This is a genomic window from Halorubrum sp. CGM5_25_10-8B (assembly GCF_005435095.1).
Taxonomy (GTDB): domain Archaea; phylum Halobacteriota; class Halobacteria; order Halobacteriales; family Haloferacaceae; genus Halorubrum; species Halorubrum ezzemoulense.
In genome coordinates, this window is the sequence record NZ_SGTY01000001.1 from 83,050 (window position 1) to 104,757 (window position 21,708).

Sequence of the window (21,708 nt, forward strand, 5' to 3'; positions counted from 1 at the left end):
AGGTGGCCGGCGGCCTAAACGCTGTGGGGAGGCTTTTGTCCGAGGCCCTCCTCGTCCCCGAGAATGGAGTTCGAATCCACCTTCGACACCGCTGCGCCGCTGCTCGGCATGGTCCACCTCCCGCCGCTTCCCGGTGCCCCGAACGCGCCCGACGACGGCCGCGAGGCGATGCGCGCGGCGGTCGACCGGGCCGCGAGCGACGCGCGCGCGCTCGACAGCGGCGGCGTCGATGGGATCGTGATCGAGAACTTCGGCGACGCCCCCTTCTACCCCGACGAAGTCCCGCCGCACGTCGTCGCCGGCGTGACCCGCGCCGCGACCGCGGTCGCCGCCGAGACGGACCTCCCGCTCGGGGTCAACGTCCTCCGGAACGACGCCGAGGCCGCCCTCTCGGTCGCCGCCGCGGTCGGCGCCGACTTCGTCCGGGTGAACGTCCACACCGGCGCCCGCGTCACCGACCAGGGGATCGTCCAGGGGCGCGCCCACGAGACGCTCCGCCTGCGCGACCGCCTCGGCGTCGACGTCGGCGTCTTCGCCGACACCGACGTGAAACACTCCGCCCCGCTGACGCCCGCGGGGTACACGGCCGAGTCGTTCGCCGACACCGCCGAGCGCGGCCTCGCCGACGCCGTGATCGCCTCCGGGCCGGGGACCGGCGAGGCGGTCGATACCGACGCCCTCGGGTCGGTCGTCGCCGAGCGCGAGCGCCACGGCCTCGACACGCCCGTCCTCGTCGGCAGCGGCGTCACGCCGGAGACGGTCGCCGACCTGCTCGACGTCGCCGACGGCGCGATCGTCGGCACCGCGCTGAAACGGGGCGGCGAGACGACCGCCCCGGTCGACGCCGACCGCGTCGCGGACCTCGTCGACGCCGCCGACGCGGTTCGGTGAGCGGGGCGCGGTGATCGGGAGGAGGGTCCCCTACCGGCCGACGTCGACGCCGCGGTCCGCGAGGAACGCCTCGACCTCGCTCCGCGTCGGGAGCCCGGGCTGCGTGAACCGGCTCGTACAGTTGATCGCGGCGATCGCGGCCGCGAACCGGACGCCGCCAGCGACGCCGTCACGGTCGGCGGACGGCCCCGCGGGGGCTCCAGCGATCCACCGGTCGATCAGCCCGGCGGTGAACGCGTCGCCGGCGCCGGTCGCGTCGACCGTCTCGACGTCGAACGCGTCGAACTCGGACACCTCGCCGCCCGCGATCGCCGTCATCCCGTCGGCGCCGTGCGTGAGGACGGCGCGGGGCCACGTCGGGCCACCCCGCGACCGCGACTCGGGCCCGGGTGAGGGCGCCGACTCGGCCGCTCGGGTATGCGCGCTCGCGACCCGCTTGACCGCGGCGTTCGCCGACGCGAAGAACGCCGGCGCGGCGACGCCGTCCGCGACGAACAGGTCGGCCTCATGGAGAAACCGGTGGACCGTCGCCGGCTCCGTGCCGCGCCCGACTAGCTCCTCGACGGATCCCGAGAGGTCGAAGACGAGCGCGGGCGGGTCGCTCCCTGACTCGCCTGATTCGGCGGCTTCGCGGAGCGACCGAACCCGGTCGAGGGCCCGCCGCGCCACGCTGTCAGGCGTGTAGGCGGTGAGGAAGACCGCGTCGGCGTCGGCCATCGCGGTGAGCGCGTCGCCGTCGAGGCGGAGCCCGCGGAAGCTCTCGCCGGCGGTGACGATGGCGCGCTCCCCATCCGGGTCGCGGAGGATCAAGGACCGGGTGTGGGCGTCGTCGCCGACCGCGACGTGCGTCCCGTCCACGCCCGTCTCGCCGAGGTACTCCAGGGCTCTCCGGCCGTACTCGTCGTCGCCGACGCGGCTGACGAGCCCCGCGTCGCGGCCGAGGCGGTCGAGCGCGACCGCGACGTTCGCGCCCACGCCGCCGAACGCGGACGTGACCTCCCGGGCGAACGCGCCGCCGTCCGGCTCCGGGAGGTTGCTGACCGCGTACCACTCGTCTATCGCGGCGGCCCCGACGCAGAGGACGGCCGGCGAACCACCGCTTCCGCCGTCGCTCGCATCTGACTCCGCCGTCACGACTCGCCGAAGAAGGGGCGGTGAACGGCCATCGCGGCGTCGACGGCGATCGGTCCCTCGACGCTCGTCTCCCCGCCGCCGCGCCGGACCACTTCCTCGCAGGGGATCGGCACCACGCCGCCGGAGAGCTCGCCGAGCGTCTCGCCGTCGACGCCGAAGACGACCCGGTCGATCCCCGCGTAGTGGATCGCGGTCGAACACATCGGGCACGGCTCCGTGCTGGCGTACATGGTACAGTCCGCGAGCTCGTCGGCGTCGAGCTCCCGCGCGGCCCACCGCGCGAGCGTCAGCTCCGGGTGCGCCGTCACGTCGTCCTCGGTCCGCGTCTCGTTGCGCGCCTCGCTGACGACCTCGCCGTCGACCACGAGCAGGGCGCCGAACGGGGTGTTTCCGGCCTCGACCGCCTCCTTGGCGAGCCGGATCGTTCGCTCCACGTACTCCCGGTCGGTCGGGTCGTCCGGCAGGTCGTCGAGGTCACGGAACTCACTGGGATCGCCGGCGTCGTCCGCGTCGGTCATACGTCCCCGTTCGCCTCCGGGAACCTAACGGTTGGTACCGCCGGCTGCGTGCGGTCGTCGTCCGGCGAGCTCGGTTCCCCATCGAGGCGTCTCGGTCCGCGTCGTCTCCGTCGCCGACGCGCGTCGGGGTCACGCTCGGCGTTCGCGTCGGACGCTCCGCCACGCTCTTGACCGCCACGAGCGAAGCAAGAGTAATGCTGGACAGGCTGCGAGCGAAACTCGGCGCCGCTCGCCGACGGGCACGTCGGATCGAACGCCGGGAGTTCGCGGAACTCCGGCAGTGGGCCGAGGACACGAGCAATCTGCTCCACCTGACGACGCTGTTGCTCGTGCCGATGCTCATCGCGCTCGTCACTCAGATAACGAACCTGACCGACCTCTCGTTTCTCCTCTTCCCGCCGCTGGCGTCGGGAGCCTACACGCTCTTCTCCGACCCGCAGGGACAGTACTCCTCGCCGAGAACGTTTGTCGGTGGGCTCGTGGCGGGGGCGCTCGCGGGGTGGGCCGCGCTGGAGCTCTCGCTGCTCGGTGTCGGCGGCGTCTCGACCGGCGCGATCAGTCCGCTCAGCGCCGGGCTGTCGATCATGCTCTGCGGCGGCCTGACGTGGCTGGCCAGCGTCGAGGAACCGGCCGCCTTCTCGACTGCGCTTCTGGTCCTCGTGAGCGCGCGCGGCGACGCGGTGTTCGTGTTCGGCACCACCGTCGACCCGGCGGCGGCCTACGTCGTGGCCGTCGCGGTCTCCGGCAGTCTCGTCGCGGGCGCGTTCACCGTCTGGCGCACGCGGTTCTACGAGGAGCGCGCTCGCTACCTCTACGGGACCACGCAGGCTGACGACCACGTCCTGGTGCCGATGCGGGGGGAGACGAGCGAGGCGACCGCGTTCTTCGGCGCGCGGCTCGCGGCCGCCCACGATGCCGGGAAGGTCGTCCTCCTCGACATCGTCGACGACGCGGAGATGGCGGTCGCGGAGCGGGCAGTGTCCGCCGACCACGGCGCCGCGACGCCCGGAGACCTCCCGGACTCGGTGCGGGCGTCGTTCGACGGCGACTTCGAGGAGGAGGTCTCGGACCGAGCGGCGGCGGCGGCGGTCGAGCGGCTCGAACCTCACGCCGCGGAGATCCGAGCCCGGTTCGACGTGCCGTGCGAGGTGGTCGTCGCGGCCGACGGCGATCCGGCCCGGGTCGCCGTCGAGACCGCCCGCGCGACGAACTCGGACCTGATCGTGACGCCGTACGAGACCGAAGACGGCCTCCTCTCGCCGTTCGGCCGGGAGGTCTTCGCCGGTCCACTCGACGCCGTCGCGTTCCGGTCGACGACGGGCGTCCACACCTGGCGGCGCGTCCTCGTACTGGTCGCCCGGCCCGGCGACTCGGCGCACGCGATGATCGACTTTGCAGAGCGACTGGCCGGCGAAAGCGGCGGGGTGAGCGTCTGTACCTGTATCGACGCCGAGTCCGAGCGCAGACGGGCCGAGACGAAGCTGGCGAACCTCGTCGAGACCACGACAGGGCCGGTCGAGACGCGGGTCGCGCGGTCGGAGGTGACGGCGTTTCTCGGCGCGAACGCGGACGCCTACGACCTCGTCCTCATGGGGTCGAGTGGGGACCGCTCCGCGGCCTCGCGGCTCGTCTCTCCGCCGACCTTCGAGCGCATCCAGGACGTCCAGTGCGACGTGGCCATCGTGGACCGCGGGAACGCGGACCACGAGGTGCGGGTGTTACGAGAGGGGTGAGACCGTCGACGGCGCGCGCGACGGATCCCTTCTCGGCCAACCGCCGCCGCTCCTCCATTTATATACCTCCCGCCGCGTAGTTCGGTCGTGTCCCGCGTCACCGTCAGCATCGACCCGCACGTGCACTCCGAGGACAGCTACGACGGGCACGAGCCGGTCGATCTGATCTTGGAACACGCGGCCGAGATCGGGCTCGACGCGGTCGTTATCACCGACCACGACGTGATCCGCGAGTCGAAACGCGCCGCGGAGACCGCCGCCGAGTACGGGCTGATCGGCATCCCCGGCGTGGAGGTGTCGACCGCGCACGGCCACCTGCTGGCGATCGGCGTCGATCGAATGCCGCCGCGCGGCGAGCCGTACGCCGAGACGGTCCGGCGGATCCACGAGCAGGGCGGCGTCGCGATCGTTCCCCACCCGTTTCAGCGCTCGCGCCACGGCGTCCGTCAGCGCGACATCCCGACGCCCGGATCGGGCGACGGCTCCGGCGGGGAAGCGCCGGACGCCGAAACGTCCGGCGTGGACGCGGAACTGCCGGACAAGGACGCGGTCGACGCGGCCGGGGCCGCCGCGCCGGGCGTCGAGGTCGACGCCGTCGAGGTGTTCAACGCGTGGCTGTTCACGGGGTACCGCAACCGACGCGCGCGGCGGTTCGCGGCGACCCACGGCTACCCGGGGGTCGCCGCGAGCGACGCGCACCACCTCCAGTACGTCGGCCGGGCGTTCACTGAGCTGACGATCGAGGGGCGAGAGTCGGTCGGCGAGGTCACCGCGGACGACGTGCTGACGGCGATCCGCCGCGGCACGACGACCGTCGACGGCCGGCGCGCGCCGATCCGAATGGCGGCGAAACACTACGTCGGCGCCGCCGGACGCCGGTCCGGGTACTACGCGCGGACCGGCGCGGCCCGGGGCGCTCGGGCCACCAGGCGGACGACCCTCGGCGCGCTCACGGCCGCGAAGGTCGCCGCCCTCCAGTCGGTCCACCGGACTCGCCGGTTCCTCTCGTGGTTCGCCTGACCGGGCGCGTCGGCGGCCGGGGGCGTCGGCGAGCGGCCGCGACCGAGGATCCGAACGACGGCGCCCGCGGAGAACGGGGTTTTTGCCCGCGGCCGCGAATGTGTGAGCATGAGCCACGACAGACGGGAGTCCGGGTTCAAGCGGCGGACCCGGGTCGCGGACGCGAGGGCGACGCTGCTCGACGCCGTCGCGCCGAACGACCGGACGGAGACGGTCCCGGTCGAGGCGGCCGACGGCCGCGTCGTCGCCGAACCGATCGACGCGCCGGCGCCGGTGCCGGGGTACGACCGCGCCGCGATGGACGGGTACGCCGTCCGCGCGAGCGACACCTTCGGCGCCGGCGACCGATCGCCGGCGGTCCTGACCGCCAAGCCCGCCGAGGCGGACGCGGTCGCGCCCGGCGAGGCCGCTCGGGTCCACACCGGCAGCGCAGTCCCGGAGGGCGCGGACGCGGTCGTGATGATCGAACAGGTCGAGTCGGTCGGCGGCGAGGTGGAGGTGTTCGAGGCGGTCGCGACCGGCGAGAACGTCGGCGAGGCCGGCGAGGATGTCGCCGACGGCCAGCGCCTCTACGAGCCCGGCCACGCCCTGCGCCCCTCCGACCTCGGCCTGCTGCGCTCGGTGGGCTTCGACACCGTCACGGTCCGGGAGCCGCCAGAGGTCGCCGTGATTCCGACCGGCGAGGAGCTGGTGGAGTCGGATCCCGGCCCCGGCGAGGTGATCGAGACGAACGGGCTCACCGTCTCCCGGCTCGTCGAGCGCTGGGGCGGCGAGGCGCGCTACCGCGACGTCGTCACCGACGACCCGGAGGCGCTGCGCGAGGCCGTCGCCGCCGACCTCGACGCCGACGTGGTCGTCACCACCGGCGGCTCGTCGGTCGGGGAGCGGGACCTGATCCCCGAGGTCGTCGGCGACCTCGGCGAGGTGCTGGTCCACGGCGTCGCGCTGAAGCCCGGGCACCCAGTCTGCCTCGGCCGCGCCGAGGGGACGCCGATCGTGTCGCTGCCCGGCTACCCGGTCGCGTGTATCGTCAACGCGGCGCAGTTCCTCCGCCCCGCGATGAAGCGCGCGGGCGGGGCCGACGTAGAGCCGTTCCCGACGCGGCGCGCGACGCTCGGCCGGAAGGTCGCGAGCGAGCCCGGTGTACGGACCTTCGCGCGCGTGTCACTTTCGGGTCCCGACGACGGCCCCGACGGGGACGCGGCGGTCGACGACGCGCTCCCGACCGCGACGCCGACCCGCGCGAGCGGCTCCGGCATCCTCTCCAGCGTCGCGCTCGCTGACGGCTGGGTGGTCGTGCCCGAGCCGCGGGAGGGGCTCGACGCCGGCGAGTCGGTCGACGTCGAACTGTGGGAGGTGACGGAATGAGCGACCGCAAGGAGTTCCGGGACCTCGCGACCCCCGAGGCCGCGCGCGAGGCGATCGAATCGCTCGACCTGTCGCCGACCCCGGAGACGGTCTCGCTGGCGGACGCCCGCGGTCGCGTTCTCGCCGAGCGCGTCGACGCCGCGATCGACGTGCCCGGCTTCGACCGCGCGTCGATGGACGGGTACGCCGTCCGCGCGCGGGAAACCTTCGGCGCGGACGAGGCGGATCCCGCCGAACTCGACCTCGTCGGCGCGGTCCACGCGGGCGCCGCGCCCGACGTGACCGTCGAGCCGGGGACCTGCGCGGAGATCTCCACCGGCGCCGTCATGCCCGACGGCGCCGACGCGGTCGTGATGGTCGAGCGCACCGACGAGCTCGGTTCGGGCGGGGACGGGGTCGACGACGACGGTCCCTCGCGGATCGCTGTCCGCACGTCGGTCGCGCCGGGCGATCACGTGATGACAGCCGGGACCGACATCGCCGCCGGCGCCCGCGCGCTCGGACCGGGCACGCGGCTGACGCCCCGCGAGATCGGGCTGCTGTCGGCGCTCGGCGTCGACGAGGTCCCGGTCGAGGGGCGGCCGCGGGTCGGTATCGTCTCGACCGGCGACGAGCTGGTCCGCCCGGGCGAGGCGCTGAACCCGGACCGCGGGGAGATCTACGACGTGAACTCGACGACGATCGCCGCCGGCGTCGAGGAGGCGGGCGGCGAGCCGGTCCTCTACCCGCACGCCGGCGACGACTACGACGAGATGGAGCGGCTGCTGCGCCGGGCGGCCGACGAGTGCGACCTCGTGCTCTCGTCGGGGTCGACCTCGGCGAGCGCGGTCGACGTCATCTACCGCGTGATCGAGGCGCGCGGGGAGCTCCTGCTCCACGGCGTCGCGGTCAAGCCCGGGAAGCCGATGCTGATCGGCCGGCTCGACCGGGGCGGCTCCGACGGCGGCGACGGCGACGGCGACGAAGGCGTCGGCGAGGACGCCGCCCGGAACGATGCCTCGGTCGGCGAGTCCGCGTACGTCGGCCTCCCCGGCTACCCGGTGTCCGCGCTCACCATATTTCGCACGTTCGTCGCGCCCGCGATCCGCGACGCCGCCGGCCAGCCCGAGCCCGCGACGGCGACCGTCGAGGGGCGGATGGGCGTGAGCGAGCGCTACTCGGAGGGCCGTCTCCGGCTGATGCCCGTCGGCCTGCTCGACCTAGACGACGACGCCCCCCCGCTCGTCTACCCGGTGGACAAGGGGTCCGGCGCGACGACGAGCCTCGTCGAGGCTGACGGCGTCGTCGCGGTCGACCCGGACACGGAGGTCCTCGACGCCGGTGAGGCGGTCGAGGTACAGCTGTTCTCGCCGGACGTGCGCCCGCCGACGCTGCTCGGCGTCGGCGAGGACGACCCCGCGCTCAACCGCCTGCTCGACCGCCTCGCGAACCCGCGGTACCTCGCCGTCGGCTCGCGCGAGGGGCACCGCCGCCTCCGCGACGGCGTCCCCGACGTGGCGGTGACCGCCGGACCGACCGACCGCGAGGTCGGCGCCGAAGCCCTCGGCGGCTGGACCCGCGAGTGGGGGCTTGTCGTCCCCGACGGCAACCCGGAGGCGGTGACCGGGATCGCGGACCTCGTCGACCGCGACCTCCGCTTCCGGAACCGGCCGACAGTCTCGGGCCTCCGTCGGAGCCTCGACACGGCGCTCGACGACCTCGCGGACGAGCGCGACGCCGACCGCCGGGACCTCGCCGAGCGGATCGACGGCTACGAGCGGACCGCGAAGGCGTTCGAGAGCCCGGCCCGCGCGGTCGTCGCGGGCGACGCGGACGCCGGGCTCGGGCTCCGCGAGACGGCGGAACGGCTGGGCTGTGCGTTCGTCCCGCTCGGCGAGCAGTCGGTCGTCGTCAGGGCGGCCCCCGATCGCGCCGGCCGCGAGCCGGTCGCGGCGCTGGCGGCCGCACTCGACGGCGACGGCGGTCGCGGCGGGATCAACGCGATCCTCGCCGACCTCCCGGGCTACTCGCGGAACAGCCGAAACGATCCCTGACCGACGACGACCTCGCCGCGGTCCCCGTCGACGCCGCTGGTGACGGTCATCTCGCTGACGCCGATGGAGCCGCCGGCCCGGATCACTTCGGCCTCCGCGCGGAGGTCGCCGGTCGCGGGGCGGAGGTAGTTCGCGTTGAGGTTCACCGTCGCGACGCCGCCGTCGAGCGGGTCCTCGAACGTCGTGCGCTGCGCGACGCCGCCGGCCGTGTCAATCAGCGTCGCCGCCACGCCGCCGTGGATCGTCTGCCCGTCCGTGTTCGTGAGCTTCTCGTCGAAGGGGATCGAGAGCACGACGCGCCCGCGCTCGACCGTCTCGACCGACGTGTTCAGCCACGAGAGGTAGCCGTGTTCGTCCTCTAACTTTTGCTCGACGAACCGCGTCGCCGCGTCGGGGAGCGGGTCCATCTCCGCGATGTCCGTCTGATCCATGTCCCGCCGGTCGTCCCGGGACGGCTTGTACCCCCCGGAAACGGGCGACAACCGGCGATCGATTGACGGCCTCGCTCACCCGACGCCGAGCCGGATCGGGTCGTCGCTTGGCACGAGCTCGACCGTCACCGACTCGCCGATCGCGAACGACCGGTCCGGACAGACCAACTTGACGCCGAAGCGCTCGCCGCGCGCGGCGAACAGGGAGAGCCCCACGATGCGATCGCCGTTCGCGCGGACGTCGACCGCCCCCCACTCGACCCGTGGCGCCCCGGACGACCCCCCGCCGTGGGCGGCCGCGGTTCCGATCCGGGTCCCGAGGAGGGACACCGCGTCGCCCGACCGCGGGCGTCGCTCGTCTCTTCCGTCCTCGCCGGGCGTCGCGTCGCTCGCCGCGAACGTCCCGCCGCCCGCGTAGTGCGTCAGCCCGCCGTCGAGCGGGACCCCCCCGTCGCTCGCGAGCGCCGCGAACGACGGTCCGGGCTCGGTCCGCCGCGGGCCGGCGAGCACGACGTGGGTCGGCCCCCGCTCGACGACGGTTCCGGTCCCGTCCCACGCGACCGGCTCCACGGGGAGGTCCGCGGCGACCGGGAGCGACCCGCTCGCTCGGAGGGGGTTCGCGTCCGGCGGGCGGAACCCGAGGTGGACGTGGTCATCGACCCACTGGCCGAAGAAGCCCGAGCGGGTCGTCGGGCCGAGCGCGTCGCCGACGGTGACCCGGTCGCCCGGCGCCACCGCCGGGATCACGTGGAGGATCCGCGCGACGGTGCCGGAGGGCGCGCCCGCGCGAGCACACCACTCGTCGTCGAGGCCGACGACGATCAGGTGGTCCTCGTCGGCCGCGTACGGGCGGTCCGGACAGCCGACGGTGCGGACCGCGCTGACGGTCCCGGCGACCGGAGAGCGGCCGACCCCGTCGCCCGGGTAGAGGTCGACGGCGCGACCGCGTTCGTGGGCGGGGTACGGGGAGTTGAACCGCGAGAACTTCTCGTATTGCTCGACGACCTCCGCGGGGAGCGTGACGGTCGCCTCCGGCGGGTCGGTCACGGGTCGGCGACCTCCATCCCCTCGATCACGAACCGCGCGCCGCCGGCGTCGGACTCGGTGACCGAGAGCGTCCAGCCGTGCGCCTCGGCGATGTCGCCGACGATCGCCAGCCCCAGCCCGGTGCCGCCGCCGAGCGACACGCCGCGCTCGGTGACTCGCTCGCGCTCCTCGGCCGGGATCCCGGGACCGTCGTCGCCGATCGAGAGCGCGGCCCGGTCGCCGCCTCGGGTGATAGCGACCGTGACGGCCACGTCCTCTCCCGCGTGTTCGATCGCGTTGCGGAACAGGTTGGAGGTCAGCTGTTCGAGCCGGTCGCGGTCGGCCAACGCGGTCGCGTCGCCCTCGACGGTCAGCGTCGCGTCGGCGGTCTCGAGCCGCGACCAGACGCGTCTGACCGTCCCGTCCAGCGAGACCCGGTCGAGGTCGTCGACCGTCTCCCCCGCCGTCGCCAGCGCGAGGAGCCCCTCGATCATGTCGTCCATCCGCTCGTGGGCGTTCGCGGCCCGCTCTAAGGCGCCGTCGGGGTCGCCGTCGCGCTGGCGGGCCAGCTCGACGGCCGCAGACGCGGCGGCGAGTGGGTTTCGCAGGTCGTGCGAGACGACGCCGGCGAACTCCTCTAACCGCTCGTTCTGCCGTTCGAGCTCCGCCTCCCGGCGTTCGAGTTCCGCCTGTCGCTGCTCCCGCGCGGTCACGTCGCGGAGCAGGAAGACGTGGCCGCGGTCGGTCCCGCGCGGGTCCGTGATCGGGTTCTCTTGGATGTCGAACTCGCGGTCCCCGATGGCGATCGGGTGTTCGACGCCGGACTCCAGCCGCGGGAACACGTCCGACAGCGACGAGCCGACCGCGTCGGGCGGGAGGAGCGACTCGGCGGCGGGGTTGAGGTCGCGGATCCGCCCGTCGGAGCCGGAGACGATCACCGGGTCCTGCATCACCTCGACCGCGGTGTCGCGCGCGACGACCGCGGCGTCGAGGGTGCCGAGCCAAAAGACGGTGCCGTAGAGGAACACGCCGTGGATCACGAACGCCGTCGGCAGCCACGAGAGGTCCCCGTAGCTCCCGACGTCGACGAACGTCACGGCCCCCGCGAGGAACGGGAACAGCGTGCCGAGCAGCACGACGAACGTCTGGAGCCGGTAGCGGTTCCCGGTCCGGTCGTAGAGGTCGACGACGAGGGACGCGCCGGCGAGACACAGCGCGTACGCGAAGAGGACGAACGCGCCGCCGGCGGGACCCAACCCGTATCCGAGCAGCGTGAACGGGCCGTCGGCGACGGGGGCGACGGAGCGCCGGGCCAGCCCGTGGGTCCCGCTCGACCACGCGAGGAGGACCCAGACGAACGCGGGGGTCGCGAGCGCGACGATCCGGTTCTCCGTCCGCCAGCGTTCGCGCCCGGTGAACGCCAGCGCGAACGCCATCCAGAGGACGGGAAGCGCGCCGAGGAGCGGCGTCGCGAGGCTGAGCGCGACGCGCATCGCGAGCTCACCGGACGCGGCAATCTGGAGGCCGTACAGCAGCGACGCGCCGCCGCCGCTGAGGAGGTACAGCGCGACCTCGAGGCCGCCGGGCTCGTCGCGCTCCCGCCACGCGACCCGACCGAGCCAGAGCCCGATGACGCCGGCCAGCAGGCAGGCGGTCAGGTACGCCTGAACCGGCAGGGCGCTCAGGTCGCTCATCGATACCGGTACCACTTCCAGCGCCGACAAAACTGTTGTGTCACGCGCCGGCGCCCCCCGGGGCCCTCGGTTTCTCCCCGCCCCGAGCGACCGCGCTCGGCGCAAGGGGCTTGTGTGCCGCCGCCGTCGGCACGTCCATGCGCGTGTACAGGGGCGAGTTCGCGACCCCGGCGGCCGACCGGGAGCCGGCGGGCGACCTGCTCGCGTCGGCCGCGGAGGGGGTCCCGGCCGTCCGCGTCACGGCGCCGCCGAAGCAGGTCGCCTTCGGCCGGCGGGACGCCCGCGAGCCGGGGTTCGACCGGGCGAAGCGGGCGGCGCGCGCGGCCGGATTCCCTGCCGTCGAGCGCGACGTGGGCGGTCGCGCGGTCGCGTACACCGGGTCGACGCTCTCGTTCGGCGTCGCAGTACCGACCGGCGGCGACCGGGGGTCGATCGACTCGCGGTACGAGACCGCGACCGAGACGCTCCGCGACGCGCTCCGCGACCTCGGCGCCGACGTGGTCCGCGGCGAGCCCCCGGCCGCGTTCTGCCCCGGCGAGCACTCCCTGCGCGTCGCTGGGGCCGGTGCGACGGAAACCGGCGGGGCCGCGGGCGGCGGGAAGGTCGCCGGGCTCGCGCAGCGCGTGCGCGCCGACGCGGCGCTTGTCGCCGGCGTCCTCGTCGTCTCGGCGGCGGACGCCGCGCCGATCGCGTCGGTCACCGAACCGGTCTACGACGCGCTCGGCCTGCCGTTCGATCCCGGCTCGGTCGGGAGCGTCGCCGACGCCGGCGGTCCGGACGACCCCGACGCCGTCGCCCGCGCGGTCGAGACCGCGTTCGTGGAGGGGCCGTGGGGCGACGGCGAGCGCCGGATCGTGCGCGTCGGCGGGGCAGCCGACTGAGCGCTGCGCGGCGCGCGGTTCCGACGTTTCGACGTGCTTTTTATGCGCGGGGGTCTGCGTTCGGGCATGGCCGAATTCAAAGTCGTCGTCGCCGACCCCGAGACCGGCGAGACGTTCCAGCGAGAGGTCGACGGACAGGACGCCAACCGATTCCTCGGTCGCGAACTCGGCGACGAGATCGGCGGCGACGCCGTCGGGCTCTCCGACCATACGATCGAACTCACCGGCGGCTCCGACGAGACCGGGCGCCCGATGCGCGAAGACGTCTCCGGCACCCGCCTGAAGGAGCTCCTCCTCGAGGGTGGCGTCGGCTTCGAGCCCTCCCGCGAGGGCGAGCGCAAGCGGATCACCGTCCGCGGCCGCGAGGTCGACGACGACATCGCGCAGATCAACGCGAGCGTCGTCGACGGCGACGGCGACGTGGCGGCCGCGCTCGGCGAGGGCGACGCCGACGCCGACGAGTAACGGCGCTTCGATGCCTCGCGTTCCCTCCGACGGCGAGGACGTTTCCTCGGTTCGCGTCTCGCTCGCCCGGAGCGGCGGCACTCGCCGCCCCTGCGTCAGACTTCCCGACGACGACGCGCTCGACGGGCGCGTCGAGTCCGGGACCTGCGACGCGCTCGGAGTGAGTCAGGGGGACCTGATCCGCGTCGCGATCGGTCGCGACGAGTACCACGCGCGTGTCGCGGCCGACTCGCGCGGGCGGCTCCTCCGCGGCGCGTTCGACAACCGGCGGCTGGCGCGCGAGTCCGGCGAGGGGACGAACCGGCTGGTCGAGTGGCTCGACGCGAACGGCCGGGAGCCGGGCGAGAGCGTCGTCCTCGACGTGGTGGTGTCCGGCGAGCTGTACGGGCTGCGGATCCCCGGCGAGCGGACCGTGTACGACGCGGACCGCGGGCCGCGGTCGTCGCTCGCCGACATCGCCCGCGACGTGGACGGGTAGCCCCCGGAGCGCGCCGGGCGTCGACGGTCACCCTCCGCCGCGGCGGCGCGGCGTCAGGTCGGATCGCTTATTCTCGCGCGGCCCCGAGATCGGTCCATGCAGGAGGTCGACGCGGACCTGACGGCGCTCGACCGCGCGATCATCAACGCGTTCCAGGGCGGCTTCCCGGTCGCGGAGCGCCCCTTCGACGCGGCGGCGGCCGCGCTCCGCGAGCGCGGCGTCGACGTGACGGGACCGGAGCTGTGCGAGCGCGTCCGTGAGCTCGACGAGGAGGGGATCCTCTCGCGGTTCGGCGCGCTCGTCAACGCCGAGGAGATCGGCGGCGCCGCCTCGCTCGTCGCGATGCACGCGCCCGAGGACCGCTACGACGAGGTCGCGGAGACGGTGAACGAGTTCACCGCGGTCGCACACAACTACGAGCGGGAACACCCGCACCTCAACATGTGGTTCGTGGTGAGCGTCGCGGACCACCCGGACCCCGACAAGGACGGGAGCGACCGCGTCGAGGAGGTGCTCGCGGAGATCGAGGACGCGACGAGCCAGGAGACGTACAACCTCCCGAAGCTCCGGGAGTTCCACGTCGGCGCGAAGTTCCTCGTCGACGGGCCGGTCCCCGACGGCGACGTGGACCTCTCGGGGCTCGGGCCCGACGTCTCGCCCAGCGACCGCGGAACGTTGACGCCCGACGAGCGCGACCTCGTCGTCGAGATCCAGGGCGGGCTCCCGGTGATCGAGACGCCGTACGCGGACGTGGCCGCCGCGGTCGGCGCCGACGTGGACTGGGTGATCGAGACGATCAAGCGGTTCGAGCGGGAGGGGAAGGTGCGCCGCGTCGGCGTCATCCCAAACCACTACGCGCTCGGCTACACGGAGAACGGGATGACCGTCTGGGACGTGCCCGAAGACGCCCTCGACGAGGTCGGCCCCGCCGTCGCCGACCTAGGCTTCGTCACGCACTGCTACGAGCGCCCGCGCCACGCCGGCGTCTGGGAGTACAACTTCTTCGCCATGACGCACGGCCGCACCGAGGCCGAGAGCGAGCGCCGGATCGCCGAGGTCAGGGAGCTGATGGACGACTACTGGGACGTCGGCGCGGACGACTGGGACACCCTGTTCTCGACGCGCATCCTGAAGAAGACCGGTATCCGCATCGCGGACCGGGCGGACAGCAACACGGCGTGACTCCCCGAATCGCGGGGACCGGAGGCCGTCCGTGACGCCGCTGTACCACGACTTCGCGGGCGAGACGGTGGTCGTCTTCGGCGGCGGCGCCGTCGGCTCGCGGAAGGCCCGCGGCTTCGACGAGGCCGCGCGCGTCGTGGTCGTGAGTCCCGACTTCGACGAGCGATTGCCCTCGCCCGACGACCCTGCGGCGGAGCGCGACACCGCGATCGAACTGCTACGCGCCGCTCCGGACGCCGACGCGGTCGCCGGCTGGATCGATCGGCTCGGTCCCGCGCTCGCGGTCGCCGCGACCGACGACGCCGCGGTCAACGCCGCCGTGGAGTCGGCCGCGCTCGACCGCGGGATCTTGGTCAACCGGACCGACGTCTCCGGGGGTCGCGACCCCGGGAGCGTCGTGGTGCCCGCGACGGTGGAAGACGAGCCGGTGACCGTCGCGCTCTCGACGGGCGGGACCAGCCCCGCGCTCGCGAAGGCGTTACGCGAGCGGATCGAGGCCGAGATAGAGGGGGCGGGCGAGATGGCGGCGCTCTCTGGCGAGATCCGCGAGGAACTGAAATCCGAGGGTATACCTCCCGAGAAACGCCGGGAAGCGGTTCGCCGCGTTGTCAGATCCCGGGGGGTTTGGAAGGGTTTACAAAAGGGGAGATCCAACGGACGGCAAGAGGCCGACACCGTGATCGAGGAGGTACTCGACCGATGAGAGAGACGGGTGCGATCGCCGGCGTGAGCGTCGCCCACGCCGACGCGACCGTCGACGAGATCGAGGCCGCCGGCGGCGACGGCGTCCGCGCGACCGTCTCCGACCTGCTCGCGCGAGAAGGGGTCGAAGAGGCGTTCGCGGTACAGACGTGTAACCGCTCGGAGGCGTACGTCGTCACCGACCGGACCGTCGACGGCACGACGGCGCTGTCGACGTTCGCGCCGGACGTCCGCGGCGGCGCGGTCCGCCGCCTCGACCACGAGGAGAGCCTGGAACACCTGATGCGCGTCGCCTCCGGGCTGGAGTCGCTCGTGCTCGGCGAAGACCAGATCATCGGGCAGCTGCGGGAGGCCTACGAGGAGTCGAAGTCCGCCGGCGGCATCGGCCCCGTCCTCAAGGACGCCGTGACGAAGGCGCTCCACGTCGGAGAGCGGGCGCGGACGGAAACCGAGATCAACGAGGGCGTCGTCTCGCTCGGTTCCGCCGCGGTCCGGCTCGCGGCGGACGAGATCGACCTCACCGACGGCTCGGCCGTCGTCGTCGGGGCCGGCGAGATGGGGACGCTCGCGGCCCGGGCGCTCGACGACACGCCGGTCTCGGACATCGTCGTCGCGAACCGCACCGTCCCGCACGCGGAGTTCGTCGCCGAGGAGGTCGACACGCCCGCGGAGGCGGTGCCGCTCGCGGACCTCCCCGCCGTGGTCCCCGACGCCGACCTCGTCGTCACCGCGACCGGCAGCCCCGACCTCGTCGTCCACCCGTCGTACGTCGACGGCGCCGGCCGGGTCGTCTGTATCGACATCGCGCAGCCCCGCGACGTCGACCCGGCGGCCGGCGCGCGCGAGGGCGTGACCGTCTTCGACATCGACGACCTCGAAGACGTGACCCAGCGGACTAGGGAGAGCCGCGCCGCGGAGGCGCGCGAGGTCGAGTCGATCATCGACGCGGAGCTCGACCGCATCCTCGAGGCGTACAAGCGCAAGCGCGCCGACGACGCCATCTCGGCGATGTACGCCGGCGCGGACCGGGTGAAGGCGCGCGAGCTCGACCGCGCGATGTCGAAGCTGGAGGCGCAGGGCGACCTCACGGACGAGCAGCGTCAGACGGTCGCCGACCTCGCCGACGCCCTCGTCGGCCAGCTGCTCGCCGCCCCGACGCGCTCGCTCCGAGACGCGGCCGGCGAGGACGACTGGGAGACGATCCGCACGGCGCTCCGGCTGTTCGACCCCGACTTCACGCCGAAGACGGGCGACTCGGTCGAGTCGGACGCTCCCGACGCCGGGGTCGGCTCCCCGGACGCGGTTCCGGACTCCGTCGCCGAGGAGCTCGACGACTGACCCCCGACCGCCGGCCCCGACGTTCTCGACCGCGCCCGCTCCGCGCCCTTTATTCGCCGACGCGCACACCGACCGGTATGAGGCTCTCCGAGTACGTCGACCGACTCGACGAGGAGCTCGACACGGCCGCGTACGCCGACGTCGACGCGAGCGCGAACGGCCTTCAGGTCGGCCCGGGCGGCGAGGCCGCTAGCCCGGGCACCGGACCCGCCGAGGTCGAACGGGTCGCCTTCGCGGTCGACGCCGCGACGGCGACGATCGAGGCCGCCGCGGACGCGGGCGCCGACGTCCTCGTGGTCCACCACGGGCTCTCGTGGGGCGGCATCGAACGCGTGACCGGTCGCGTCCACGACCGGATCGCGGCGCTCATCGAGCACGACATCGCGCTGTACGTCTCGCACCTCCCGCTCGACGGCCACCGGGAACTGGGCAACGCGGCGGGCGTCGCCACCGAGATCGGACTCGAAGACCGCGACCCCTTCGGCGAGATCGGCCCGGTGACGATCGGCACGATCGGGGAGACGGCGGCGCCGCGCTCGGCGGACGCGCTCCGCGAGACGCTCGACGGGTTCGAGGGCCAACCGGACGGCGAGCCGTCGCCCACGCGCGTCCTGGACTTCGGGCCCGACGAGGTCGAACGGGTCGCGGTCGTCACCGGCTCCGGGGTCGACTGGCTCGACGAAGCGGTCGCGGCGGGCGCGGACGCGCTGATCACGGGCGAGGGGAAACAACAGGTGTACCACGACGCCCGCGAGGCCGGGGTGACCGTCTTCCTCGCCGGCCACTACGCGACGGAGACGTTCGGCGTTCGGGCGCTGGAGTCGCTGACCGCCGACTGGGGCGTCGAGACGACGTACCTCTCGCATCCGACCGGGCTCTGAGCCCCGCCCGCGCCGGGCGGCGGCCCCTGTGGGCGCGCTCGCCGCCGAACGCAACCCTTACCGCTCGCGTCCGCGCAGTCCGGGTATGCGCGATCACTTCGAGATCCGGGACCACGACGCCGCCGGGCGGATCGGTCGGCTGACGGTCCCCCGCGCCGACGTCACGGTCGAGACGCCGGCGCTCCTGCCCGTGGTCAACCCCAACGTGCTCACGATCGAGCCGGAGCGGCTCCGCGAGGAGTTCGGCGCGGAGATGCTGATCACGAACTCCTACATCATCCGCAGCACGGACCGCATCCGCGACCGCGTGCTCGACGAGGGGCTCCACGAGTTCCTCGGCTTCGACGGCGCGATCATGACCGACTCGGGCTCCTTCCAGCTGGCCGAGTACGGCGACATCGACGTGACGACCGAGGAGATAATCGAGTTCCAGCGACAGATCGGCAGCGACGTGGCGACGCCCGTCGACGTGCCGACGCCCCCGGACGCCGACCGCGAGCGCGCCGAGTCAGAGCTCGAGACGACGAAGCGGGCGCTCGCAGATGCCGAGGCCGCCGAGACCGGCGAGATGCTCGTCAACGGGCCGGTCCAGGGGGCGACGTACGCCGACCTCCGCGAGGAGGCGGGGCGCCACGCGGCCGCGACCGACCTCGACGTGTTCCCGGTCGGCGCGATGGTGCCGCTGCTCAACTCGTACCGCTACGCCGAGGTGGTCGAGGCGGTGCGCGCGGCGAAGCGCGGGCTCGGGCCGGGGGCGCCGGTCCACCTGTTCGGGGCCGGCCACCCGATGATGCTGGCGCTCGCGGTGGCGGCTGGCTGCGATCTGTTCGACTCGGCCGCGTACGCGCTGATGGCCCGCGACGGCCGCTACCTGACGGTCTCGGGCACCGAACACCTCGAAGCGCTCGACTACTTCCCCTGCTCGTGTCCCGTGTGCGCCGACCACGAGCCGGCGGACCTCCGCGGCTTCGACGACGGCGAGGCGGAGCGGCTGCTCGCCGAGCACAACCTCCACGTCACCTTCGAGGAACTGCGCCGCGTGAAGGAGGCGATCCGCTCGGGGACGCTGCTGGAGCTGGTCGACCGCCGCGCCCGCGGCCACCCGGCGATGCTCGACGGCTACCGCGCGCTGCTCGACCACGCCGACGAACTGGAGCGGACCGACCCCGGGTCGAAGGACGCGTTCTTCTACACCTCACGGGAGGCGGCCCGTCGCCCCGAGGTGATGCGACACCACGACCGACTCGATCGGCTGGCGGCGCCCGACGACCTCCTGCTCACCGAGTCGAAGGCCCCCTCGAATCACGCGTACGACGCGGTGTGGCGCGTGAAGCCACCGTTCGGGCCGTATCCGCCCGCGCTCTCGGAGACGTACCCGCTCACCGCCGAGGTTCCGGAGCGGACCGACGATGCGGCGCAGGTCGCCGCGGCGGCGGGTGTGGCCGCGCTCGCGGCGGCGAACCCGGAGACGACGCTCACGCTCGGGCACGACGCGTGGTGCGACGCCGCGTTGGCGCGGCTGCCGGACCGCGTCGAGACGGAGAACCTCCGGACGCTCGGTTGAGCCGGCGCTGGCGCGTGGATTCCGACGCGGCGAAAACCGCAGCCGTGACCGGAGTCGTCGGTCGGTTCGGCGGCGTCGAGCGACTCAGTCGCGCCGGTGACCGAGCGGTTTCTTCTGGCCGACCTCGACCTCGACGTGGATCGAGTCGGGGAAGCCGCGCGCGACGACGGACCGCGCGATGTCGTCGGCGCCGTGGATCTCCATCGAGCGGTGATACACGTCGTAGCGCCACGGCGAGAACTCGTCGCCCGGTGAGAGGTCCTTGTACAGCGGCACGGTGACGCGCTCCGAGGGGCTCGCGTGCGGGCCCTTACACTCGGCGCCCTTGCGTTCGAGCGTCTCTTTGAGCTCTTGGACAGTCTCGGCGAGCACGTCGCGGTCGCCGGACGCGAAGTGGAGTTTCGTGACGAAGGTCATGGCTGGGGGTCGTGCGTGAATGACCGCCGGAGCGGTAAAAACGCACCTACCCGCGGTCGCCGCGCGAGACCCCGCCGCGAATCCGGCCGAAGACCGGTCGACGCGGCCGAGCCGTTCGGATCCGTTCGGGAGTCCGACACGCTCTTTAGGGGTGATCGCTTACCTGCGGCCAATGACGGTCGAAGCGACCAGTGCCGGAGCCATCCTCTTCCGCGATACCCGCGGCGAACGGGAGTACTTGCTCCTGAAGAGCCGACCGGGGGACTGGGAGTTCCCCAAAGGCGGGGTCGAGGGGGACGAGGAGCTCCAGCAGACGGCGATACGAGAAGTCGGCGAGGAGGCCGGGATCGAGGATTTCCGGCTGATCGACGGGTTCCGCGAGGAGTACGACTACGTGTTCGAGGCGAACGGCAAGACCATCCACAAGACGGTCCACCTGTTCATCGCCCGCTCGTTCGAGGCGAGCGCCGAACTCTCGAAGGAGCACCGCGACCTCCAGTGGCGCGACTACGACCAGGCGCTCAACACGATCACCCAAGACGGCCCGCGCGAGATCCTCGAGGAGGCCCACGTGTACCTCGACGAGCGGAAAGACGAGGAGGACGGGAAGTACGTCTGATCGGGGGGCGGGGACGGGCGCGCGATCGATCGGCCGACAGGGGGCGCCCCCGCCCCGAGCGTTTCGCTTTTGTCCGCGCCCCGCGACGGTGTGGACAGTGACGCCCGACGCCGAGTTCGGCTACGAGCTGTTGGTCTGTCGGTACGCCGAGCTGGAGTGGCACCCGAGCGAGGGACGCCGTCCCGCGCTCGTCGCCCGCCAGCTCGGCACGCAGGCGCGCCGCTGGGACACCGTCGTGATCGAGGTCGACCCCGCGGCGTTCGAACGGCGGCGCGCGTTCGGCGACCGGGCCATCGACTCCGACCTCCTCCACGTCGTCCGCGGCGCGCCCGCCGCGTGGGCGTGGTACCGCGACGCGCTGCCCGACCCCGGCTACCCGTGGCGCTACGTTCGACAGGCGGTCCACCGGGCGGCGGGCCGCGGCCTGATCGAGAAGCGGCGCGACGGGAACCGGATTCAGATCCGCCGCAAGCGACCGTATCCGGACTGGGTCGAGCGGATCGTCGCGGTCGAGAACAAGCCGGACCTAGACGCCAGCGCGGCCGACAGGCTCGCCGACCAGCTCGAACACGACGTCGAGACCGCGCTCGCCGACGAGGTCTGGCTCGCGACCGAGACGACCGGTGAACGCGTCGAGCCCGCCCTCCTCCGCGAGATGCCCGTCGAGGCCGGGGTCCTCGCGACCGACTTCTCCGCGGGCGTCGACGCCGACGCGGTCGACGTGGCGTGGCACCCGAGCGCCCTCTCTCCCGGACCGGGCGAGCGACGTGACGCCGCGACGGAGACGCTCCGCCTAGAGATCGCCGAGCGCGCTTACGGGAAGGGGTGGCGCACCTTCTACGACACGATGCGGCCGGACTGCCGACACTTCGAACTCCGCCGCGAGGGGTGCGCGCTCGTCCCCTACTGCGCGGCGAAGGGGAAGGTCCCCACCGCGCGGGAGTGTTCGGGGTCCTGTCCGGAGTTCTCGCCGGAACCCCCGCAGTGGCGCACGAATGGGTGGCCGATCGAGGGCGGACCGGGGAAGGGTATCGAGCGGCTGCTGGCGCGGCGTCGCGAGCGCGAACGAGATCGGGTCGAAAGCGTTGAGTGACCGAGGGCGCCAGCAGGTCGCATGCGGTTCCCGAACCCTCCGCTCTCCGAGTACGCGCTCAACACGGCCGTCGTGGTCCTCACGCTTGGGGTCCTCCAGTACACCGGTTGGCTCTCCGAGGACCCCGGCGGGCTTGACCCGGCGTTTCTCGCCGTGGTCGCGGTGACGTTCCCGGCGTTCTCGTACCTCATCGCGCTTGCCGGGGCGAACGTGTGGTCTGACGCCGGGTGACCGCCCGAA

22 protein-coding genes are annotated in these 21,708 nt (G+C 73.3%); 16 read left to right on the plus strand and 6 right to left on the minus strand.

Annotated features, from left to right (window positions below):
- Positions 1–63: 63 nt before the first annotated feature.
- Positions 64–891 carry a BtpA/SgcQ family protein gene (locus EXE51_RS00460; protein ID WP_094494927.1) on the plus strand — a complete coding sequence of 276 codons (828 nt, stop codon included), beginning with the start codon at positions 64–66 and terminating at the stop codon, positions 889–891.
- A gap of 30 nt (positions 892–921) precedes the next feature.
- Here the strand turns inward: EXE51_RS00460 and EXE51_RS00465 are convergent, their stop codons facing one another.
- Positions 922–2,025, minus strand: a complete 1,104-nt coding sequence (locus EXE51_RS00465) for a carbohydrate kinase family protein (protein WP_137691844.1) — start codon at positions 2,023–2,025, stop codon at positions 922–924.
- Positions 2,022–2,543 (minus strand): nucleoside deaminase, encoded by a 522-nt coding sequence (locus EXE51_RS00470; RefSeq protein WP_049929764.1) that lies wholly within the window; start codon positions 2,541–2,543, stop codon positions 2,022–2,024. The genes EXE51_RS00465 and EXE51_RS00470 overlap by 4 nt, the downstream gene beginning before the upstream one ends.
- Positions 2,544–2,737: 194 nt before the next feature.
- On the opposite strand from EXE51_RS00470, the gene EXE51_RS00475 reads away from it, so the two are divergent.
- The 4 genes from EXE51_RS00475 to EXE51_RS00490 all read left to right on the plus strand — a co-directional run bounded on the left by EXE51_RS00475 (position 2,738) and on the right by EXE51_RS00490 (position 8,697).
- Complete coding sequence (locus EXE51_RS00475; RefSeq protein ID WP_137691845.1) at positions 2,738–4,276, plus strand: universal stress protein; 1,539 nt, start codon at positions 2,738–2,740, stop codon at positions 4,274–4,276.
- Positions 4,277–4,363: 87 nt separating this feature from the next.
- Complete coding sequence (locus EXE51_RS00480) at positions 4,364–5,296, plus strand: PHP domain-containing protein (protein WP_137690331.1); 933 nt, start codon at positions 4,364–4,366, stop codon at positions 5,294–5,296.
- A 108-nt stretch (positions 5,297–5,404) separates the two neighbouring features.
- Positions 5,405–6,664: a gephyrin-like molybdotransferase Glp gene (gene glp, locus EXE51_RS00485; protein ID WP_094593458.1), complete on the plus strand. Its 1,260-nt coding sequence runs from the start codon at positions 5,405–5,407 to the stop codon at positions 6,662–6,664.
- On the plus strand, positions 6,661–8,697 hold the full coding sequence (locus EXE51_RS00490) for a molybdopterin biosynthesis protein (protein WP_094521274.1): 2,037 nt from the start codon (positions 6,661–6,663) through the stop codon (positions 8,695–8,697). Before glp ends, EXE51_RS00490 begins: the two co-directional genes overlap by 4 nt.
- Here the strand turns inward: EXE51_RS00490 and EXE51_RS00495 are convergent.
- The 3 genes from EXE51_RS00495 to EXE51_RS00505 all read right to left on the minus strand — a co-directional run bounded on the left by EXE51_RS00495 (position 8,667) and on the right by EXE51_RS00505 (position 11,848).
- On the minus strand, positions 8,667–9,128 hold the full coding sequence (locus tag EXE51_RS00495; RefSeq protein WP_049929759.1) for a PaaI family thioesterase: 462 nt from the start codon (positions 9,126–9,128) through the stop codon (positions 8,667–8,669). The genes EXE51_RS00490 and EXE51_RS00495 overlap by 31 nt on opposite strands.
- A 75-nt stretch (positions 9,129–9,203) precedes the next feature.
- A complete protein-coding gene (locus EXE51_RS00500; RefSeq protein WP_137691846.1) occupies positions 9,204–10,175 on the minus strand; it encodes a hypothetical protein in 972 nt (323 codons plus the stop codon).
- Positions 10,172–11,848 (minus strand): histidine kinase N-terminal 7TM domain-containing protein, encoded by a 1,677-nt coding sequence (locus EXE51_RS00505; RefSeq protein ID WP_137691847.1) that lies wholly within the window; start codon positions 11,846–11,848, stop codon positions 10,172–10,174. Before EXE51_RS00505 ends, EXE51_RS00500 begins: the two co-directional genes overlap by 4 nt.
- A gap of 137 nt (positions 11,849–11,985) precedes the next feature.
- Between EXE51_RS00505 and EXE51_RS00510 the strand changes: the two genes are divergently transcribed.
- The 8 genes from EXE51_RS00510 (at position 11,986) to tgtA (ending at position 19,339) form a co-directional block, all read left to right on the plus strand.
- Complete coding sequence (locus EXE51_RS00510) at positions 11,986–12,729, plus strand: lipoate--protein ligase family protein (protein ID WP_089307742.1); 744 nt, start codon at positions 11,986–11,988, stop codon at positions 12,727–12,729.
- Positions 12,730–12,795: 66 nt separating this feature from the next.
- A complete protein-coding gene (locus EXE51_RS00515) occupies positions 12,796–13,194 on the plus strand; it encodes a 30S ribosomal protein S6e (RefSeq protein ID WP_094521268.1) in 399 nt (132 codons plus the stop codon).
- Positions 13,195–13,204: 10 nt separating this feature from the next.
- The gene (locus EXE51_RS00520) at positions 13,205–13,672 is read left to right on the plus strand and encodes a hypothetical protein (protein WP_086220169.1); all 468 of its coding nucleotides are present in this window, start codon (positions 13,205–13,207) and stop codon (positions 13,670–13,672) included.
- A 96-nt stretch (positions 13,673–13,768) separates the two neighbouring features.
- Positions 13,769–14,854 (plus strand): Lrp/AsnC family transcriptional regulator, encoded by a 1,086-nt coding sequence (locus tag EXE51_RS00525; protein ID WP_137691848.1) that lies wholly within the window; start codon positions 13,769–13,771, stop codon positions 14,852–14,854.
- A gap of 31 nt (positions 14,855–14,885) precedes the next feature.
- Positions 14,886–15,557 (plus strand): bifunctional precorrin-2 dehydrogenase/sirohydrochlorin ferrochelatase, encoded by a 672-nt coding sequence (locus tag EXE51_RS00530; protein WP_049929752.1) that lies wholly within the window; start codon positions 14,886–14,888, stop codon positions 15,555–15,557.
- Positions 15,554–16,894, plus strand: coding sequence for a glutamyl-tRNA reductase (gene hemA / locus EXE51_RS00535; protein WP_049929751.1), 1,341 nt, complete (start codon positions 15,554–15,556; stop codon positions 16,892–16,894). The genes EXE51_RS00530 and hemA overlap by 4 nt, the downstream gene beginning before the upstream one ends.
- Positions 16,895–16,971: 77 nt before the next feature.
- Complete coding sequence (locus EXE51_RS00540) at positions 16,972–17,775, plus strand: Nif3-like dinuclear metal center hexameric protein (RefSeq protein WP_094521263.1); 804 nt, start codon at positions 16,972–16,974, stop codon at positions 17,773–17,775.
- A gap of 85 nt (positions 17,776–17,860) precedes the next feature.
- Entirely contained in the window at positions 17,861–19,339 is a 1,479-nt protein-coding gene (gene tgtA, locus EXE51_RS00545) for a tRNA guanosine(15) transglycosylase TgtA (protein ID WP_049929749.1), read from the plus strand.
- A gap of 84 nt (positions 19,340–19,423) precedes the next feature.
- On the opposite strand, the gene EXE51_RS00550 is transcribed toward tgtA, so the two are convergent.
- Positions 19,424–19,756 (minus strand): uS10/mL48 family ribosomal protein, encoded by a 333-nt coding sequence (locus EXE51_RS00550; protein WP_049929748.1) that lies wholly within the window; start codon positions 19,754–19,756, stop codon positions 19,424–19,426.
- A gap of 172 nt (positions 19,757–19,928) precedes the next feature.
- Here EXE51_RS00550 and EXE51_RS00555 point away from each other — a divergent pair, with 172 nt between their 5' ends.
- The 3 genes from EXE51_RS00555 (at position 19,929) to EXE51_RS00565 (ending at position 21,699) form a co-directional block, all read left to right on the plus strand.
- Positions 19,929–20,375 (plus strand): bis(5'-nucleosyl)-tetraphosphatase, encoded by a 447-nt coding sequence (locus tag EXE51_RS00555; protein WP_049929747.1) that lies wholly within the window; start codon positions 19,929–19,931, stop codon positions 20,373–20,375.
- A gap of 97 nt (positions 20,376–20,472) precedes the next feature.
- Positions 20,473–21,468 (plus strand): DUF5787 family protein, encoded by a 996-nt coding sequence (locus tag EXE51_RS00560; RefSeq protein ID WP_137691849.1) that lies wholly within the window; start codon positions 20,473–20,475, stop codon positions 21,466–21,468.
- Positions 21,469–21,489: 21 nt separating this feature from the next.
- Complete coding sequence (locus EXE51_RS00565) at positions 21,490–21,699, plus strand: hypothetical protein (protein ID WP_049929745.1); 210 nt, start codon at positions 21,490–21,492, stop codon at positions 21,697–21,699.
- The last annotated feature ends 9 nt before the right edge of the window (positions 21,700–21,708 follow it).

Coding starts and splice junctions, on each gene's coding strand:
- EXE51_RS00460 (WP_094494927.1), top strand. CDS start 64: ATGGAGTTCGAATCCACCTTCGACACCGCTGCGCCGCTGCTCGGCATG.
- EXE51_RS00470 (WP_049929764.1), bottom strand. CDS start 2,543: ATGACCGACGCGGACGACGCCGGCGATCCCAGTGAGTTCCGTGACCTC.
- EXE51_RS00475 (WP_137691845.1), top strand. CDS start 2,738: ATGCTGGACAGGCTGCGAGCGAAACTCGGCGCCGCTCGCCGACGGGCA.
- glp (WP_094593458.1), top strand. CDS start 5,405: ATGAGCCACGACAGACGGGAGTCCGGGTTCAAGCGGCGGACCCGGGTC.
- EXE51_RS00490 (WP_094521274.1), top strand. CDS start 6,661: ATGAGCGACCGCAAGGAGTTCCGGGACCTCGCGACCCCCGAGGCCGCG.
- EXE51_RS00495 (WP_049929759.1), bottom strand. CDS start 9,128: ATGGATCAGACGGACATCGCGGAGATGGACCCGCTCCCCGACGCGGCG.
- EXE51_RS00505 (WP_137691847.1), bottom strand. CDS start 11,848: ATGAGCGACCTGAGCGCCCTGCCGGTTCAGGCGTACCTGACCGCCTGC.
- EXE51_RS00510 (WP_089307742.1), top strand. CDS start 11,986: ATGCGCGTGTACAGGGGCGAGTTCGCGACCCCGGCGGCCGACCGGGAG.
- EXE51_RS00515 (WP_094521268.1), top strand. CDS start 12,796: ATGGCCGAATTCAAAGTCGTCGTCGCCGACCCCGAGACCGGCGAGACG.
- EXE51_RS00520 (WP_086220169.1), top strand. CDS start 13,205: ATGCCTCGCGTTCCCTCCGACGGCGAGGACGTTTCCTCGGTTCGCGTC.
- EXE51_RS00525 (WP_137691848.1), top strand. CDS start 13,769: ATGCAGGAGGTCGACGCGGACCTGACGGCGCTCGACCGCGCGATCATC.
- hemA (WP_049929751.1), top strand. CDS start 15,554: ATGAGAGAGACGGGTGCGATCGCCGGCGTGAGCGTCGCCCACGCCGAC.
- EXE51_RS00540 (WP_094521263.1), top strand. CDS start 16,972: ATGAGGCTCTCCGAGTACGTCGACCGACTCGACGAGGAGCTCGACACG.
- tgtA (WP_049929749.1), top strand. CDS start 17,861: ATGCGCGATCACTTCGAGATCCGGGACCACGACGCCGCCGGGCGGATC.
- EXE51_RS00550 (WP_049929748.1), bottom strand. CDS start 19,756: ATGACCTTCGTCACGAAACTCCACTTCGCGTCCGGCGACCGCGACGTG.
- EXE51_RS00555 (WP_049929747.1), top strand. CDS start 19,929: ATGACGGTCGAAGCGACCAGTGCCGGAGCCATCCTCTTCCGCGATACC.
- EXE51_RS00565 (WP_049929745.1), top strand. CDS start 21,490: ATGCGGTTCCCGAACCCTCCGCTCTCCGAGTACGCGCTCAACACGGCC.